Origin of the sequence: Paucimonas lemoignei (assembly GCF_004342585.1) — a bacterium.
GTDB classification, from domain to species: domain Bacteria; phylum Pseudomonadota; class Gammaproteobacteria; order Burkholderiales; family Burkholderiaceae_D; genus Paucimonas; species Paucimonas lemoignei.
The window spans coordinates 226,620-242,531 of the sequence record NZ_SLZQ01000002.1; the positions used below are offsets into that span (position 1 = coordinate 226,620).

Sequence of the window (15,912 nt, forward strand, 5' to 3'; positions counted from 1 at the left end):
TTCAGATTCCAATCGTGACGGCGCCAAGCGCAGCCCTTTCAATATGATCGGCGTCGACCAGAGTGGCCACATTTGCAGCAGGGGCCGTTACGTTGTAGTCAGCGACCCCCACGACTTCGCCGATGATGGTTTGGATGCGGCTGCGGATGGCGGTGTCGCCAGGTTTCAATGTGGCGAAATACGCTTGCAGCGCCTTTTGAATGGCTGTTGTAACGGTGTCCAGATCCGCTCCTGGGGCGAGCGCAATAACGGCCGTTACAGCCACCATGACATCCTGCGGCGAAAGGATCATGGTGTCGCCATGCGGCGGAGCCTTTTCCTCGATGTGAGCCAATACATCTGCCCGCAATTGCGCAGTCGCCGGTACACCGTTCGAAAGAACAGCGACATCTACGGTCCCGAGGCCTCGCCTTTTGGGATAGACGTAAGCCTCAGTGACGCCGGGGACTTCCTTGGCCCAGCTCACGTAATCGAATTTGTTGCCACCAGCTGGCGGCTGGCGCAGGCGGTCGAGCAAGCGCGCAAGCAAAGAGGCCATGCTCTCTGCTGCAACGCCGCCACCCATTTCCGTAAAGACGACATTGGCGTCGATACCATCCGGCGCAGCCAGCAACGTCCCTGCAGTCATATTGGCCAGATTACCTGCCGGACCGGCAATCAAAGCCGCTGCGGCAACGGAGACGGAACCATCATCGCCGATCACGCCAGCCACCTTGGTCTGGTATTGAACCCCATTAACCTGGGCGACCGTCCCGATCGGCACGGCGGCGCCAACATTGCCGGTCAATTTCATGGTGCCGGCGGCATTCGTGGCCGGCAGTTGCGTGATGCCACGAGCTGAGGCATGCCGGACAAGGTTTTCCGGGTCAGCCGTATCCGGAAAAAACTGATTTACGCCCCAGGAAGCGTATTGATACAGGCCATGGATCGCACCGGCATCGCCGGTTGCACGGATATAAGTGTCGGAATCCGGAGAAGTATCGACATTCGGATTCAGGTTGACCTGGTCGCGCAGGATAGCTGCGCGGATTTGGTCGAGGGATGGGATGATCAGCGCCATTAAGCCACCTTTACGTAATGGCTGAAAGCCGTGACCTGCTCGCCCTGGTAGACCTGACAGACGAGCTGCAGGCGGCCGTCATGCGCCCACTGCGCATCGACCTCAATGCTGTCAGCACGTTTGTCATCAATCAGGGGTTGCAGGGCTTCCTTCGCCCATTGAATTGCCAGACGCTTGTTGCGCTCAACGTCCTTTGCGCGACGGAGCTTATAGAGCTTGCTGCCCAGCGTCTTGTCTGCCCAATAACTGCCGAGCGGTACAGTAATGCGCAGGTAGATCGCGTTGCTTAAGTCGCGTACGATCTTCCCGCTGTAGTCGCCAGTTAGAGGATTGATTTGTCGGTCCATGCGCGGGATTCTCCTCGCGCGCGCGATGGCCGGTAACTAAAACGTTTTACTATTGCTGCGGCTTGCCGGATAAGCTGCTGCCCGACTGAACGCCAGTGGTGATGTGATTTTGGAGGGAGACGGTGCCGGCAACGATGTCTTTTGCCGCCTTCAGGCCACCAGCCATTTGGCTCGCGTCAGCAGCAGTCGAGGTGACGTTGATGGTGTCAGTCTTGGTATTTTCAGCCACTTCGAGGTTGTGCGACATCTTCACCAGCGGCGTGTCGATATCGACCAGGGTGGTTGCCTTGATCTTGAATGTATCGGTAGTCAACTCGGCGAGTTTCCCATTGCGCAGGATGAGAGAGTTGGCCACGCCGTCATTCTCATTGAAGAGAGCGACCTCGCCGGCCTGTAAGTCCGTTACAAACAACGTTCCATTGCTGCAGGCGACGACGACACCTGCCGCGCTTTTTCCATTCAGTGGAACGACTACGGTCTGCATGCCGTCGATCGGCACGCTACGCAGCCCAGGATGCTGAAAAAATTCAGTGCTGTTGAACTTCTCGCCGGCCACACCATCACCCTGGATGAGGATGACTCGCTTGGCCGCATTGGCACGGATGACCTTGCCGCGCAGCGCCTGGCGCACGCCGGCAAATGCGCGGCCGATCATCGCTTTTACGTCACTCGGCTGCATCGTATTCCCCTGTGTATTGGCCTTTTCTTGTGCCATAGCTTGACCTGCGCTTGGCTTTGACGAAAGGAATATCCAACAGCCACGTGCCATCTGGGATGACACGTAGCTCAGTGTAGTTCGCAACGCGGGATCTGGACCTGATGAAGGTGCGGCCGATCACGAAATAGACTGCATTATCGATGCCATGCGGCTCGGACTGCACATTGATCCGCATTCCTGGAGCCCAAGGTTTGCCGGCGCCGTTCCCTTCGCGGATGCGATGGCCTTCGACCTCAATGGTAAGCGTATCGCGCGACATCCTTCCATCGGCGATTAGCTTTTGCGCACGATGGTTTGCCAGCTGGGCATTCTCACAATTGCCGTCGATGACCACGCGCGGACGATAAACCGGAACGGTGGCATCCGTTGCGACACCCTTGATGTTATGGTTGCCAACCTCTCCTTCAGCTGAAGCCTGGCCGAGAATAGTGACCTCGGAATAGGACTTGCGCAGGGACCGGCGGCGGCGAATCCCGAGCGCATTATTGCCGGCGCCGTCAAAGCGCAGGATAACGTTGGCCACTGGCGCTGTGGTGTAATCCGGCTGGCCGATCACCAGCACGCCGTCCGGAGTAAACCAGGGCCACACCAGGTTGGCCTCGCAGGCGCTCTGCAGCCATTCCCAGATGTTCTGGCCTGGTTCGGTTTGCACCTTCTGCCTGGGCGCGGCCGGCTTGGCGTCATAACGTACAGTCTTGATGCCGACCATTGCCACGGCGCGTTTGATGATTTGATCCAGGGTGGCCTGCTGCATCGTCAACAACGGTGCCGAACAGTCGACCAGGAGCGAAGCGTGATCGCGTCCCCACAGCTCCAAGGTCCGGTTTTCCTTGCTCACATCCTCATCGATATCGTCAATTCTGCCGTCCAGGATCAGATCGTTGTCGAGCATGATCTTGATCGGCGCGCCTTCCTGAATAAAAGAAGGCATGGTTTCCGGCTTGCCGTCTTCATTTCTGTAAGAGGCTGTGACATGCCAGTCGTCCGCCGGCGTCAAGAGATCGCTGTCCAGGCGGTAGCTATCCCACTGATCATGGTAGGTGCCGCCGACCAATACCCGTACGACGTCGCTCATTTCGAATAGGCCCTCAGGACGGTACCGTTCGCCACGAAGTTTGGATTTCGCACTTGCGGGTTCAGGCGCAGCAATTCATCGGCACGCTGATACTCGCCGTACCACAGATGGGCGATCAGTTGCAGATTGCCGGGAGTGCTGACCACACGGTCCTGCAAAGCAGGCTTGGCAAGGATCAGTACTTCGGCCGACTTGGTAATGTTCATGGCCACTGTCTTGAGCGGCTCGGTAATTGGCCTGGAGCGGACAATATCTGGATAGGTTTTCTGCACCAGGGCGATGGCGGCATTGATCGCGGCTCGACCATCTGCAGCGACCTTTTCGATGTCCTGCGGCGAGAGCACCGTATCGCTCAGCGCCGCACTGAAGATCGCAGCGGTACCACTGGCGATCGCCAGAGACTGCTGCACCACCAGGTGGGAAACAACGAACGGCTGGACTTCGTCCGGATTGGTGGTCAGCGGGCCGGTGACCGTGGCGGCCGGCGTGAAAAAAGGCTGCTGCAGGTTGGTCAACGGCGCCTGCCAGACGGTGGCCATGCTGCCTCGCTCAAAGACGGCGCCACTACCGCCCGAGTAGCCAGATCGCAGATCCATCGACGAAAACAATGCTTTGACGCGCGATACCATCCCGCCGGCAATGTCGTCGACGAAGGCAATCGGATTGTCGAGGTAATACAGGCCGGAAGCGATCCAGCCACGAGCCTCCACCAGCTGGTCGACGTAGCCCTGCATGGTGCCGATCGCGCCCAGCAGGTCAGTAGACAGCTTATCGCGCAGCAGCGCGGGAAGATTGAGTGCCGACTTGATATCGACATTAAATCCGGCTCTGGCGGCGTCTAGCGCATCCTGCGCCGCCTGGTCGATCTGCTCAACCTGCTGGACCGGCAAGCTTCGGCTGAACAATGGCGCATTGATCGCCACTTCCAGAAATTCCAGCGTCACCTGCGTGTAGTCGGGATGCTGCCCGTCATGCGGCACGTACCCGCGCAAGAACTGCGCATTCTTTTCCCCGAAAATCGGATGCACGAGCGGTCCGGTACCGACTTCATCCAGCGCCTTCAGGAACTCCTCCAGGCGATTTTCGTAGTCATCCCCATAAAACACCGCTGTCATCGAGATACGACGCGGCCTGCGACCCATATCGTCGACGCTGGCGCCATCGACGTAGGGATACTCATAGACCACCACAGCGCGCTCGATATCGTCGCCAGTGGATACCACTTCAAATGGAATGTCTCGGAACGAGGCGTCGAGGAGCGTATTTTCCCATGCCATGCTTTACCTCACTGACGGCTAGCGGTGCGGCCGTTGATTTGATTGACCGTCTCGGCAACAGCCCGACCATCGATATTCACCTGCACTGGCCGGTTGGCGACCGCCTCCAAACGAGACAGGATGGCATCGCGGTCTTGCTTCATCTGCGCGATCTGTTTTTCCAGCTTGCTGATCGCATCCTTGTCCTGGTAACCACCGCTTTTCTGCAGATTGAGCCTTGATTCCAGGCGCTGGATTTCCAGGTTCAAGCCATCCGCCCGGCGCTTCTGGCCGGTATCAGATGAAAAGTACTTATTTGCAGCGTAAGCAACTGCCAATGGCGCCGCTACGGCAACAGCTCCGACAGCAGCAGAAGCAACGGTTCCTCCTGCAGCGCCGGCAGCGGTACCGGTTGCCGCACCGGTGCCGCGACCAGGAAGGCTTGCCAGGCGCTCAGACGCCTTCATGCCACCGCCCAGGGAAGCCGGCCAATTCGTGACCATCACAGGCATTCCACCCTTGGCACCGCTGGCAATCGTGCTCAGCGCATTCCCAGCGCCACCGCCGCCACCAGTGAGACGCTTCCACAGCAGACGACCGGCGATCGCCGCAGCAGCACCGCCCGCGATTGCTGTTTTGGGATTTTCAGCAGCCCAGCCTTCCAGGCCGGCCAGCTTGCTGACCACATCCGTCGAGCTGTCCGACAGCTGGCCACGTTCCTTGGTGATCTGGAGCTGCTTGAACTTCGCATAGTTGCTGCGCATGATTTCGGCCTTGTCGCGGCCGACCATATCGTCCATGGCGGCGCGATCGCCTTCGGCCATGGCCTTCTTGATTTGATCCTGGTATGACATCAGCTGCTTCCAGAATTTTTTCGTGTACATCTCGCGAAAGCCAGCCTGATCGAGCTTGAAGGGGTTATCCAAACCAGCAGATTTCATTGCTGCTGCCAGATCCATGATGCCTTGCACACCGCCATCGCCATAGAACTTCCCGTTCGGCATGAACTTCTTCACATCGATGCCGAACTTGGCCAGGCCCTTCACCTGCTGGCGGCTGGTGATGTGACCAATACCATGCTCCATGAAGGTGGCCACCTCGGAAGGCTGGGTTGCCGGCGCAAGCTTCATCAGGATCTGGGTCATCGCTCCGGTGAAGTTCAGCCCTTTCATACCGCCGATGCCGACGCTGGCCACGCTGTTGAGGTATTTCGGCGCTTCCATGGCCATCGGAGCAGCCTCATACCGTCCGCTCTTGGCGTGGTACAGCAGCATGTTGTGGGCATCTTTGATTTGCTCCGGGCTCAACTTCATCTTGTCCTGCAGGTCGAAGTCCAGGTTGGCAATCTGTGCCACGGTAGAACGGAAAACGGCAGCTGAGCGGGCGGCTTCGTCGATTGAAGGTTTGATTCGGTCAAACTTCAAGCCTGCAGCGGAAAATGCCTTCATGCCTTCCATGATTTCAGTCGGCATGGCCAGCGCATCGTTCGCAGTGTCAAGCGCGTGGCGGCGCATTTCAGCGGCCTGCGCTGTCGTCATTTCGGCGGTTTGCTTCATTTCCAGAAGCGTTTTCTCGAATTCCAGATTGCGATCGAGCGCTTCCTTCACGATGGAATAGCCGCCTACCGCTGCCGCCATCTTGCTGATCGCGGAAAAGCCGTTCAATTGCTGGTAGAGGCGCTGGAAGCCGCCAGTCATCTGGCGAACCGCGCTATTCGTATTGTTGGCGAATGCGCGGACGTGGGAGCCGGCGGAATTGAGGACGGTTTGCAGCTGGCTGCCGTTGGCGGTCAGGCGCAGCTGCAGGTTGAGATTTTTATCCAATGGTGTACCCTGTTGGTATGACCTACCTGATTATCGTGATCATCCTGGCCATGGCAGCACCGAAGGCTATCTTGTGCGTCGGTTACGTCCTCGCAGCCGGCGTTTGGCTAATTGCGGCGGCGGGTCGCTTAATCGCCGCGATGCTATTCGGACTTGCTGGTCTTCTTGCTCGCCGCCGTCAGACCCCTCGCTGACTGCCATTCCTAAGACGAAGAGCCACTGTCCTTCTGTAAGCTCGACAGCTGGCTTGCCAAAGTAGCAGTAAGCCTTCTCAGCAAATCGCCACTTAAATCGTTCAAGCGCGTTGTCTCGGGATTTTTTTTTACCTCCTCGATCAGCGCGTCAAATTCTTCATCGGACAAGGTGCGGTAGGACGGCGAGAATTTCTTCTCATGCTCCAAGTACTTCTCGATGATCCGATCTTTGTCGTGACGTGCCAGCGTGCTGCGCGCCTCGTCTGCGGTCGGGAAGACCGGTTGTTTGTTTGCCGGGTCGACTGCAGCGCGGGCAATCAGCTGAATCGTCTTTTCCGCCTCGAACACCTCCGAGTTAGATAGACTCAATTCGGTGTTGTGCTCTGCAAGCAGCGCGTCGGCAGCAAGGCCGGCTTCCTGATAATCCTGCTCGACCAGGATGCGCAGGCCGAGCTTCACGCCGTTCACCTCGACGGTGCCCAGCGCATCACGGCCTGCCTTGAGCTTAGCCAGGAGGTCAGTCATCAGACCACTTCCTTATCGAGCGCATGCATCTTGATCGAACGCACTGCCGAATCACCCACGTTGTAGGACGACCCGACTTCCTCAGTGGTGCAGCCGATGTAGATTTCACGCTTGCCGCCGGTACCGCAGGCCGGATAGCAGACGATCGTCGCGCCTTTCATGTTGTCCCAGTCCGGCTCCGAGCCGTCGAGCGGAATATACGCTTCGATATCCAGCGAGACTTCCTTCGAGCCGCAGCTGGTGCCGAGCGCGCGCTTCTTGCTGTTCATCGTGGTGACGATCTTGTGGCCAGTGCGGAGGGTCGGCTTCACAGACCGCACCTCGTACTCGGCACCATTCACCGTCATCACGATGGTGCCGCAATATTCCTTGTTACTGATACCCATGTTGATTCCTCTTAGGTTGGGAAAAAATTACAGCAGCAGGTCGAAGCGCTCTGCCAGGATATGCAGCCCGTTGACGACGTCGACCGGGATGCGCTCATTGATGCGGTTCGGATCTTGCGTATCACGCTCGATGATGTACTGCGGCAGGTTGTCCGTGACCGCCTCGATGATTTCCAGCTCTTCCAGCTGACGCATCAAGACGATGCCGGTATCCCGCATGTCATCCATCAGGCGGCTGCTGATCTTGGCGCGGGCATAGCGGCGGGCGCGATCCTCTACAAAGACCTTGGCCACGTACATCATCGTGCGCGGCGTGGTGATATCCAGTAGCGCGATGTCCGGCACGCCGGCCGGGTTCAGCGTGTAGGTAGTGATGGCGCGAACGATCTGCACGCGCTCGCCTGGGCCAACGGTCAAAGGCGTCACGCCGTTGTAAAGCGCGCTTTCCTGTTCGGTGCGCGACGGCCGATCAGCCACGTCCGGCACTGCGACGCCCTTGACCTCGACATCGTTGAACGGCAGCGCCGGATCTTCGGTGGCGGCGATAGTTGAAGCGTATGCTGCCGCCAGTTCCATCCGGCAGGTCTTGGTGTTGCGGCACCATACGTTATTGATCCAGCCATGATTCAGGGATGCCGAGAACGTGGTGGCATTCGCCAGGGAGCCATTGGATGCGGTAAAGCCCAACGCCCAGCGCTTCTCGGCATAGTTGCCGACATTGTCCAGATGATTGCGCAGCGCAGTCATATTGCTGGTGTCGGTATAGGCCGTGATCAGCTGCGTATGACCACCCAGGAAAGCTGCAGTCAGGGCAGGCGTAATGTCCGGATCAATTGTCCCAGCCACCAGGGCGCCGACCGTGGCCGTCAAGCCCGGAACAGCACCGGAAGTCGAAACCTTGAATTCGTTGGCGACGAGCCCCTTGTTTTTGGCCGCAAGCGTAACGACACCAGCAACATTGCTTGCAGTGAATGGCAGCTCAGGCTTGGCGGCGATCGCGGCCACAATTGCAGCGGCCACGGTGGTCGGCGTATCAGTTGACGAGACGCCGATTTGAATCGTGTCGTCATTCAGATTCACACTGAATGCGCCTGCGGAAGTCGGCGTGCCGGTAATGGTCAGCGGCCAAGTGGCAGCGGAAGATCCCACGGCATCGCTCAACGCGACGACAGAAATATTGGCATATGGGTTAGCCTTGAGCATCTTCATGACCATGCGATGCACCTGCGATCCGTAGCCAAAGGACTCGGCAGCTTCCACATCGGAGAACACGTTGGTCAGCACCAGCGGGTCAACAGTGCCGGCCGCAAGCTTCTGTGCGATGACCAGGTTCGTTTGGCGATTGCCAGGAAGGTTGCGCACTGCCATGCGCGTATTGAATTCGAGATAGACGCCTGGCTTGCGGATGCTCGAAGGGATTTTTTCAAATTGAATGTTCGGAGATGACATGCTGTTCTGCCTTTCGCTTTATGTAAGCCTGTTTTTTCTGGCGGTTTACGATGTCGCCTTGCCGGATGCTTTTGCGGCCTTGACGGCTGCAGCGGCAATTGCCTTTGCCTGCTCTTCGGCTGCTGCGACGGCTTCGGCTTCGGCTTTCGTGCGGGCGGCGTCATATTCCGCCCACTCTTTCGCAGTCACCTCGATCAAATCGCCTTCAGCGACGGCCTTACGGTAGTAGTGCACGTCCGGCACCAGGACCGGCTCGCCGTCGGTGATGTACTTTCGCGGATTGCCCTCGTAGGGCACCTTCAAATCAGGTGCGGCTTTAACTGGAAAATTTTTCATACGGTGTCCTTTACCAAGAATTCACCGCAGGATCGTGCGGCGCGCGATGGTCAGTAATGAAGCCATTGAGGACTTCATTCTGCTTCCCGCGCGCGAGGGGGATAACTAAAGCGTTTTAGTATTTAAGGACGAGGACGAGCGCAAGCACCAGGGCGTCCTGGTGCTTCGGCTGAAATGGACTCAATTAGGGTTGAGCGTGGACGGTTTCTGCAGTCAGATCAGGGTTGTCATCACCAGGCTTGACGTAGAACTCCTGGCCAGTCTTGAGCCAGTCATCTTCAGTAACATTGGCGCACTCTGGCAGCGCCGCTTCCCAGCCGAACTCGCACTCGAATTCGACTACCAGAATACTCTCGGCATTGTGGCCGTCCGACTTCCTGGCGACGAACAAGGTCTTGATGTCAGTGCACATCAGCGGCAGATGCATCGGCATTCCCAGGCGCTGGTTTTCCAGGAGCGCGACCATGTCTTCCGCGATCTGATAGCTGCCCGGCTCGTGCATGTCGCCGTGCCTGGTTGCGCGCTCATTGCGCGGGTTGCGTGCGGCAATGTACAACGCCAGCTTGACTTCCATGATGCGGCCGCGTTCGCCGGTCCGCTTGCGGATCTTCGATCCCACAAAGGAAACGAAGACAGCAGGAAACTGGAAGGTCGACTGCACGCTCTCGTCGATCTGCCCGCCGTAGGTATCAACTGTGCGGAGTCTGTATTGCCACAGGTTCGCGGCCTGAGCGGCCTTGATGCGGCTGACGATCGCGTCTTCCAGCTGGCCGATCATTTCAGACTGCCCATGAAGTCAGACATTCTGCCAGGCGTAAAGATGCGATCAGCGCCCTCGGAATAAGCCTCGCCGGCCGTCAAATTGCCAGGCTGCAGACCTTGGCCACCGTCGCCGCCGTCAGCGGCATTCAGTTCGCATAGCACGATCTTGCCGCTGATGATTTTCTCCAGCTTGGAGTCGGCTTCCTTGTAGCGATCACGCACTTCTTCCGTGACGGTCACGCCGCTCGAACCGGTCAGGCGGTAGCGGGCGATATCCAGGCACAGCTGCTTGAGAAAGGTCGCCACCGATGGTGAAGTGATCACCAACGGCAGCGAGCAACGCTGTCCGGCGGAGAAATCAATCTGCTCGGAAGCTTTGCTCAGGGCGTTCTCGACCCGTGCCTGGTTGATCTCGCCAACGCCGTCGAGGTCGGCGATCGCCAGCATCTCGCGCTGGCCGAATTCATCGATCATGTCCTGGACGGTTGCGTAAGGCATGGTAGGCACTCAGTAGGGTTGAGAACGGAAACTGGAAAATGCCATAGCCCTTGCGGGTGCCCGACATTTTTAGCCTTCCCCGCGCGTTCGGCATTCGCGCGGCATATCACGTGGAGGTTTTAGTTACTTTTTGGCGGCGGGTTTCTTGTCGCCGTCAATCACATCCGGCTCGCGCAGCGCGCCAATCTTGACCAGCTTGCCGCCTTCCTCTTCGGGCAAAGTGATTGTCGTTCCTTCCTGGACAGTGATGCGCTGAGGCTCTTTATCCTTGCTCTCTGCCGGAATAACTCGCTTTATCGGAGTGACCACAATGTACGTTTTTTCTGCCATGACGGCTCCTTAGATATCGGTTGCTTGAAAACTTGCTGCCCCAACGGAGGCCCCGCAATCGGGGCCTCCGGTCAACGGCTCGCTCTCAGGTGTATTTTGATCAGAACACGTTCTGGAACAGGAAGCCGGCGCCAGAGCCTGCAATCACAGGGGTGCGCTCATGCTTGACGCCGTATACCCACGATTCGCGGTTTTCGTCGCGGTACGGGGTCTTGACGTTCGGATGGCCTGCCAAGGTATAGGTGTAGCCATAGGACGGCGTCTTTTGCGAACGGAAGTTCTTCGGCACATAGGCCAGCACGCAGTCATTGCCCCACACGTCGAGGAAGTCGCCGCCCAGGCTGGCAACATAGACTGCATTGCCTTCCACGACCGTTTCAACCTGGAAGTACTCGGCCAGCATGGCTGCTGTAACTGACTTGCTACCGGTGTACTTGAAATGATCCTTGATTTCCTGATGCTGCCCCAGCTTGGAAATGCCCATCGGCGGCAGGATCATCACGTTCGGCAGCTTGCCGGTCTTGGCGCGGATCGCAGCCTTGGCATCATCTACGTCAGCCTTCGGCGTGCCGGTCGACGCGCTCCACAGGGAGGTGCCAGACAGAGCCGCCTTGTTCGACGAGCCATAGTTGGAAGCATTGCGGGCCACCGAGGCGCGCTGCCATTCCAGCTTCAGCGACATCGAGTCGAACACCAGGCCGACCGATTCCTTGGCCAGATCGATACCGGGAACCACTTTCGCATCGCGGCCGGTCTCGTCCGGCACCAGGGCTTCCAACGCATGGTTTTCGCAAGCGAAGGGTTTGCCCAAGTAGCCGAAGTCGATACGAGCAGTGGCGCCGCCAGGAGCGCGCTGGGTGTCGTACAGCACGAAGCCTTCCTTGCCGAACTCGATGACCTGGCCACCGGCAGCTTGCACCGGCACTTCCGGGAACAGAAGGTTGCCGACATATTCATTGTTGGAGTAACCACGTACAAAGGTGGTCAGGATCGGGTCAATGACCCGCGCTTGAGAGCCGTTCATCATGGGAGGATTCTCCTATTCTCTAAAAGTAAAGTAATGAGCTTCAGGACCGGTTAGACGGTCGGCGTCAGCAACACCTGGACGTATTCGCCGGCACCGCCAGCAGACTGACCTGGCACCACCTTGCCCAGGCAGGCATCGACGGTTCCACCCACGATTGCCCGACCTTGCGCGTCAGCGATCACGTACTTGGTACCGGCCGGGATCGCGCCGCCCGATTCGATCGCCACTGCACCGACCACATCCACTGGCACAGCCTCGCCAGTGGCGCCGGGCGCAGCAGTAACGCCGTAGATGTCGGTGGCGGCGTGGGCGCCGGCTGCGGTCACCGCACGATTCGCCACCAGGGCGCCAGCGGCGATGACCTTCAGGGTCAACAGCGAAATACCTTGTTTGCTCATTGCTTTCTCCTATTGGATTCAGAAAAGGGTTGATGCCCGGTTAGGTGTTCTGGACCGCTTGGACGGCGTCCATGAATTCCGTTCCCGGATGCTCTTTCATGTAGGTCTGTGCCTTGGCGTACAGCTCCATGCCGGCCTGGTCAACTTCGGCACCAGGAGGCGCCGCAAAGTCTGCGGTGCCAGTGTTCTGATCGCCGGACGGAGTGAGGCGACCAAATTCCACCAGCTTCGGCTGGGAAGACAGGAATGCCTGGAACAGTTCTGCGCCGGTCTTGCCGTGGTTGGCGTCGCCTTCAGCGAAGTCGGCCACCTTGTTGGTTTCATCCAGCTGCACCAGGATCTCGACAACGGAATCCTTTTGCGCAGGCAGCAGCTTGCCGGCGTTGCACAGACCTTCGGCAAATTCGACAAAGCCGGCTTTCTTGAGCTTGGCTTCGGCTGCAGCAACGCGAGCAGCACGAGCATCCAGCTCGGCCTGTTGCGCGGCGAGAGCAGATTCACGTTCAGCGATTTGGGTGGCGTTCAATTCATCCTCCTGGTTTAAGTTGGGGCTGGAAAATCCCGGATTGGCCGCGCTTTCCGCCAGCTCCTCGCGGACGGCACTCTCGGTAAGAAAATCGAGGTCGTAATTGGAAATGACTTCCTCGGCTGCTTCTGCGCCTTCCTTACTGGTGATCCAGTCGCGCAGCCGGCGGAACATACGCACCACCAGGCGGTCTTCGTAGGCGAAGTTGGCAACGCCTTCATCCTCGGCGGCGAACTCCACCGACTTCAATCCTTTGACGGCAGGCGGCTGGCCACCCAGGAAGCCGACATGGCGCAGGTAATACTTACCGGGAGTCGGGTTGCCTGGCGCGTCCGGCATGTAGATCGATGCGGAGACCTTCGGATAAAGCTTGGCGTTGACCGCCTCGGCAAATTCCGGCACCACGTCCGCAGACTCGGCACACAGAATGCCAGCGTCATTGATAAACAGGCCACCGGCACGGCCGTATCGCGGCGAGGTCAACTTGGGATGACCGACGACATACGGCGCGTCGGCGAATTCCGGGTTGTAGGTCTCAGCAATCTGGCGCACATCGGCTGGCGTGAACGTGTACTTCTGGCCGTTCATCGCCACGTAAGTACCCGGCTTGAAAATCTCGATTGGCTTCATGTCGGTGGGCTTGGTGGTTTCCATGCCCGAAGTATCTGCCTCGCGCGGAAGGCGGATAACTAAAACGTTTTAGTATTTGAAGCCAGTAGCCAGCCGACCGATCACGCAGGGAAATTCAGGGGGGGGATTTTTGGCTTTCACCGAGAATTCGGGAAAATGACAGGAAGCAATTGCATGCTGCCCGGTTTAGCTTTGTTTATAAACGCGCTAGGGGGCGTTTTCTGGAGAGGTATGCGCCTTCGTAAGTGGATGGGCCTTTAAAAGGCCTTAAAAGGCGATTTTACGATCTTGGGATTTCGTCGGGGACTTCGTCACCGAACTTCGATCTCACAATTGCGCGCGTTATCGCAATCAGCCGGCTTGATCCCATGCCACGAAAGACAGCGGCATCGCCTCCAGGCAGGTCAATCCAAAATTCAGCGGCATATCCATGTGGTGGGAGTCGACGTATCTCGATGTCGTATTTGTCCATGAGTGCTCCACCGAGCTTCCAATCTGTAGACGGCGAGTATTCAGCACCGTCGCTCCAACCTGGATATTCGAACGGCGGCCGGATATAACCGTCAATCACCTTAACACCATCACCATAAACGGCCACGGCGGTGTAGTAGTCGAGCATGAAGTCAGTTAAGTCGGATGTTTTCATGTTCAGAATATTAACCTGAGTTCGTGTCAAAACAGATTCTGCTGCCGTTTGGCGCGCTCGATGCGCATCACGTGCGCGATCACCTGGCGCACGCGCATTTCGGTCAGCTCATACTTGCGCGCCAGCTGGTGGTAATTGTCGCCAGTGAATTCCTCGAACATCTGGCGGTCGCGCACTGACAGCTCATAACCCAGGCCACGCGGAATATAGGTAGCCACGCCGCCGATATTCTTGCGCACATGCTCGGCAACACCGAGCGCCACCTCTGCAGCGATCGGATGCTCCAGCTTGAGCAGCGGATGATCCATCAGGCGCGAGTGGATCTCGCGGGCGATATCGGCGAGAACTTCCGGATATTCCTCGTCGAGGATCAAAGTGCTAGACATGGTTTTCCTCCTTGTGTTGCTTCATTACTTCGGTCAGGCACTCCCACGCTGCTTGCATGGGATCGAAGGTAAGCCTGTTGTACGCTTTCCATACAGCATTGGTGACCTTGGCCCGGTCCTGGTCGGACATCGGAACGGTCTGCGCCTCCTGGGCCAGCTGCTTGACGATATCGGGCAGGGAGCGCATCGCCCACTTCTTCAGCGATTCGATCAAGGCCAACGCCTGCTTGCCGTTGACCCACTGCAGCGCTTCCACGCCAGTGATCCGCTTGACGTATGCAGCCAGTGCCTCCTCGGCCGGGTTCTGCACCACGCCGATCTGATGCAGGAAAATCCACAGTGCACGGATCTTCTTGCTTTCGGCATCCTGGGCCAACTGGGGCGACGGCGCAGCCTTGGACCGCACCTTGAAGCCACGCGCCTTCAGATGGTCCAACACCTTCTTGCGGCCAGTGAAGTCCAGATCCTTGGATGACTTCACGCGCGCGATCGACCACAGCATCGCGCGGTAGGTTTCGTCATCCAGCTGCAGCTCCCGCTTGGCGACGTGGATCAGGCGCATTTCGCGGTTACGGATCTGAGAGGCGGTTTCCGGTTTCATGCTTACGATTCCTTTTTACCGGCAAGCAGGCGGCGGGCGAAGCGGATCATATCCCCCGGCGTTACTTCGTACAAAGCGAAGCCTTCACCTTCGATTTCTTTGTGGAAGATGCTCAGAATTTCCTCATCTGTCGGCGTCACCGCCGGCGCTGCCGCGCTGGCGCAGTACTTCTCCCAGCCAGGCGCATCAATCTCAACCAGGGAATGCGCAATTACCCGGCCACCAACCATGTTCAGCCAGATCGTTTTCATGCCTGCAGTGCCTTTCTCTCTTCCATGCCTGATACGCCGCGATTCAACTGCGCTGCTTTGCCGGCCTCATATCCAGCTTCGGCATCAGCATTGCGAATGTTGCGGCCGGTAACACGGTCAGTCACTTCCGACTTGCCTGCGTTCGGAAAGTGCGCTGCCTTGTACAAGGCGATCGCATTTGTGTTCGCTTCGCTTTGCGAGAAGCTGTCAATCAGGCTTGCAACCGCGACTACCCACGCGTAGGCGAAAACGTCGCCGCGCGCTGTCTTGGTCGCCGGCTTGCAGCTTCTAGGCTGGATCTTGATATGCGCTGCTCGTGCAGCTTTGCATTGGCGCAGCAGCACCGTAAAGGCATATTGCGCCACTTCCGGCGCGGCGCCGCATCCGATGAATGAATAGTAAAGCGTAGGTCTCATGAACGTGCGTCGGCGGCATGCAATGACCTCACAACCGAATGCAGCAGCGACACGGCCGGCCAATGCGGCTTCCCAATTGATGATGCGGGAGCTGGTTGCCCTGGCCATTTGTTCGCTGACCTCCATCATTTCGATATCGTCGGCACTGACGCCATGTTCTGCCATCAGCTTTTGCGCCTGGCGTAATGCTGCAGCTGCCTCGTGCTCATTTGCCGACTTTGCCAAGCGCAAGCACTTTTTGATTTTGTTGAGTGCGGTGTTCTTATCCATTG

General features: G+C 58.0%; 21 protein-coding genes. All 21 read right to left on the bottom strand.

Translation table 11 applies throughout. The features are described from left to right. Position 1: 1 nt before the first annotated feature. The gene (locus tag EDC30_RS04240) at positions 2 to 1,060 is read right to left on the bottom strand and encodes a baseplate J/gp47 family protein (protein WP_132257545.1); all 1,059 of its coding nucleotides are present in this window, start codon (positions 1,058 to 1,060) and stop codon (positions 2 to 4) included. Next, positions 1,060 to 1,407, bottom strand: a complete 348-nt coding sequence (locus EDC30_RS04245; protein ID WP_132257546.1) for a phage GP46 family protein — start codon at positions 1,405 to 1,407, stop codon at positions 1,060 to 1,062. Before EDC30_RS04245 ends, EDC30_RS04240 begins: the two co-directional genes overlap by 1 nt. 49 nt (positions 1,408 to 1,456) lie before the next feature. Continuing rightward, positions 1,457 to 2,086, bottom strand: a complete 630-nt coding sequence (locus EDC30_RS04250) for a phage baseplate assembly protein V (RefSeq protein ID WP_165973722.1) — start codon at positions 2,084 to 2,086, stop codon at positions 1,457 to 1,459. Further along, the gene (locus EDC30_RS04255) at positions 2,073 to 3,200 is read right to left on the bottom strand and encodes a phage baseplate assembly protein (RefSeq protein WP_132257548.1); all 1,128 of its coding nucleotides are present in this window, start codon (positions 3,198 to 3,200) and stop codon (positions 2,073 to 2,075) included. The genes EDC30_RS04250 and EDC30_RS04255 overlap by 14 nt, the downstream gene beginning before the upstream one ends. Continuing rightward, positions 3,197 to 4,477 carry a DNA circularization protein gene (locus tag EDC30_RS04260; protein ID WP_132257549.1) on the bottom strand — a complete coding sequence of 427 codons (1,281 nt, stop codon included), beginning with the start codon at positions 4,475 to 4,477 and terminating at the stop codon, positions 3,197 to 3,199. The genes EDC30_RS04255 and EDC30_RS04260 overlap by 4 nt, the downstream gene beginning before the upstream one ends. An 8-nt stretch (positions 4,478 to 4,485) precedes the next feature. Beyond that, positions 4,486 to 6,279 (bottom strand): phage tail tape measure protein, encoded by a 1,794-nt coding sequence (locus EDC30_RS19575; protein ID WP_207907205.1) that lies wholly within the window; start codon positions 6,277 to 6,279, stop codon positions 4,486 to 4,488. Between the two features lie 203 nt (positions 6,280 to 6,482). Then, a complete protein-coding gene (locus tag EDC30_RS04270) occupies positions 6,483 to 6,998 on the bottom strand; it encodes a hypothetical protein (protein WP_132257550.1) in 516 nt (171 codons plus the stop codon). Next, positions 6,998 to 7,384 (bottom strand): phage tail protein, encoded by a 387-nt coding sequence (locus EDC30_RS04275; RefSeq protein WP_132257551.1) that lies wholly within the window; start codon positions 7,382 to 7,384, stop codon positions 6,998 to 7,000. Before EDC30_RS04275 ends, EDC30_RS04270 begins: the two co-directional genes overlap by 1 nt. A 27-nt stretch (positions 7,385 to 7,411) precedes the next feature. Further along, a complete protein-coding gene (locus EDC30_RS04280) occupies positions 7,412 to 8,833 on the bottom strand; it encodes a phage tail sheath subtilisin-like domain-containing protein (protein WP_132257552.1) in 1,422 nt (473 codons plus the stop codon). Positions 8,834 to 8,878: 45 nt separating this feature from the next. Then, the gene (locus EDC30_RS19580; protein ID WP_207907206.1) at positions 8,879 to 9,169 is read right to left on the bottom strand and encodes a hypothetical protein; all 291 of its coding nucleotides are present in this window, start codon (positions 9,167 to 9,169) and stop codon (positions 8,879 to 8,881) included. A 184-nt stretch (positions 9,170 to 9,353) separates the two neighbouring features. Continuing rightward, positions 9,354 to 9,947, bottom strand: coding sequence for a phage protein Gp37 (locus EDC30_RS04290; RefSeq protein WP_132257553.1), 594 nt, complete (start codon positions 9,945 to 9,947; stop codon positions 9,354 to 9,356). Continuing rightward, the gene (locus EDC30_RS04295) at positions 9,944 to 10,429 is read right to left on the bottom strand and encodes a gp436 family protein (protein ID WP_132257554.1); all 486 of its coding nucleotides are present in this window, start codon (positions 10,427 to 10,429) and stop codon (positions 9,944 to 9,946) included. The genes EDC30_RS04290 and EDC30_RS04295 overlap by 4 nt, the downstream gene beginning before the upstream one ends. A 123-nt stretch (positions 10,430 to 10,552) precedes the next feature. Continuing rightward, positions 10,553 to 10,759: a hypothetical protein gene (locus EDC30_RS04300; RefSeq protein WP_132257555.1), complete on the bottom strand. Its 207-nt coding sequence runs from the start codon at positions 10,757 to 10,759 to the stop codon at positions 10,553 to 10,555. Between the two features lie 100 nt (positions 10,760 to 10,859). After that, positions 10,860 to 11,786 (bottom strand): major capsid protein, encoded by a 927-nt coding sequence (locus EDC30_RS04305; RefSeq protein WP_132257556.1) that lies wholly within the window; start codon positions 11,784 to 11,786, stop codon positions 10,860 to 10,862. A 50-nt stretch (positions 11,787 to 11,836) separates the two neighbouring features. Beyond that, positions 11,837 to 12,184, bottom strand: coding sequence for a capsid cement protein (locus tag EDC30_RS04310; protein ID WP_132257557.1), 348 nt, complete (start codon positions 12,182 to 12,184; stop codon positions 11,837 to 11,839). Between the two features lie 40 nt (positions 12,185 to 12,224). Further along, positions 12,225 to 13,364, bottom strand: coding sequence for a hypothetical protein (locus EDC30_RS04315; RefSeq protein ID WP_132257558.1), 1,140 nt, complete (start codon positions 13,362 to 13,364; stop codon positions 12,225 to 12,227). A gap of 256 nt (positions 13,365 to 13,620) precedes the next feature. After that, the gene (locus tag EDC30_RS04320) at positions 13,621 to 13,986 is read right to left on the bottom strand and encodes a phage protein NinX family protein (protein ID WP_132257559.1); all 366 of its coding nucleotides are present in this window, start codon (positions 13,984 to 13,986) and stop codon (positions 13,621 to 13,623) included. A 26-nt stretch (positions 13,987 to 14,012) separates the two neighbouring features. Continuing rightward, the gene (locus EDC30_RS04325) at positions 14,013 to 14,372 is read right to left on the bottom strand and encodes a Mor transcription activator family protein (RefSeq protein WP_132257560.1); all 360 of its coding nucleotides are present in this window, start codon (positions 14,370 to 14,372) and stop codon (positions 14,013 to 14,015) included. Continuing rightward, positions 14,365 to 14,973 carry a gp16 family protein gene (locus EDC30_RS04330; RefSeq protein WP_132257561.1) on the bottom strand — a complete coding sequence of 203 codons (609 nt, stop codon included), beginning with the start codon at positions 14,971 to 14,973 and terminating at the stop codon, positions 14,365 to 14,367. Before EDC30_RS04330 ends, EDC30_RS04325 begins: the two co-directional genes overlap by 8 nt. A 2-nt stretch (positions 14,974 to 14,975) precedes the next feature. Beyond that, complete coding sequence (locus tag EDC30_RS04335) at positions 14,976 to 15,224, bottom strand: hypothetical protein (protein WP_132257562.1); 249 nt, start codon at positions 15,222 to 15,224, stop codon at positions 14,976 to 14,978. Continuing rightward, the gene (locus tag EDC30_RS04340; protein ID WP_132257563.1) at positions 15,221 to 15,910 is read right to left on the bottom strand and encodes a DUF2786 domain-containing protein; all 690 of its coding nucleotides are present in this window, start codon (positions 15,908 to 15,910) and stop codon (positions 15,221 to 15,223) included. The genes EDC30_RS04335 and EDC30_RS04340 overlap by 4 nt, the downstream gene beginning before the upstream one ends. Between the last annotated feature and the right edge of the window lie 2 nt (positions 15,911 to 15,912).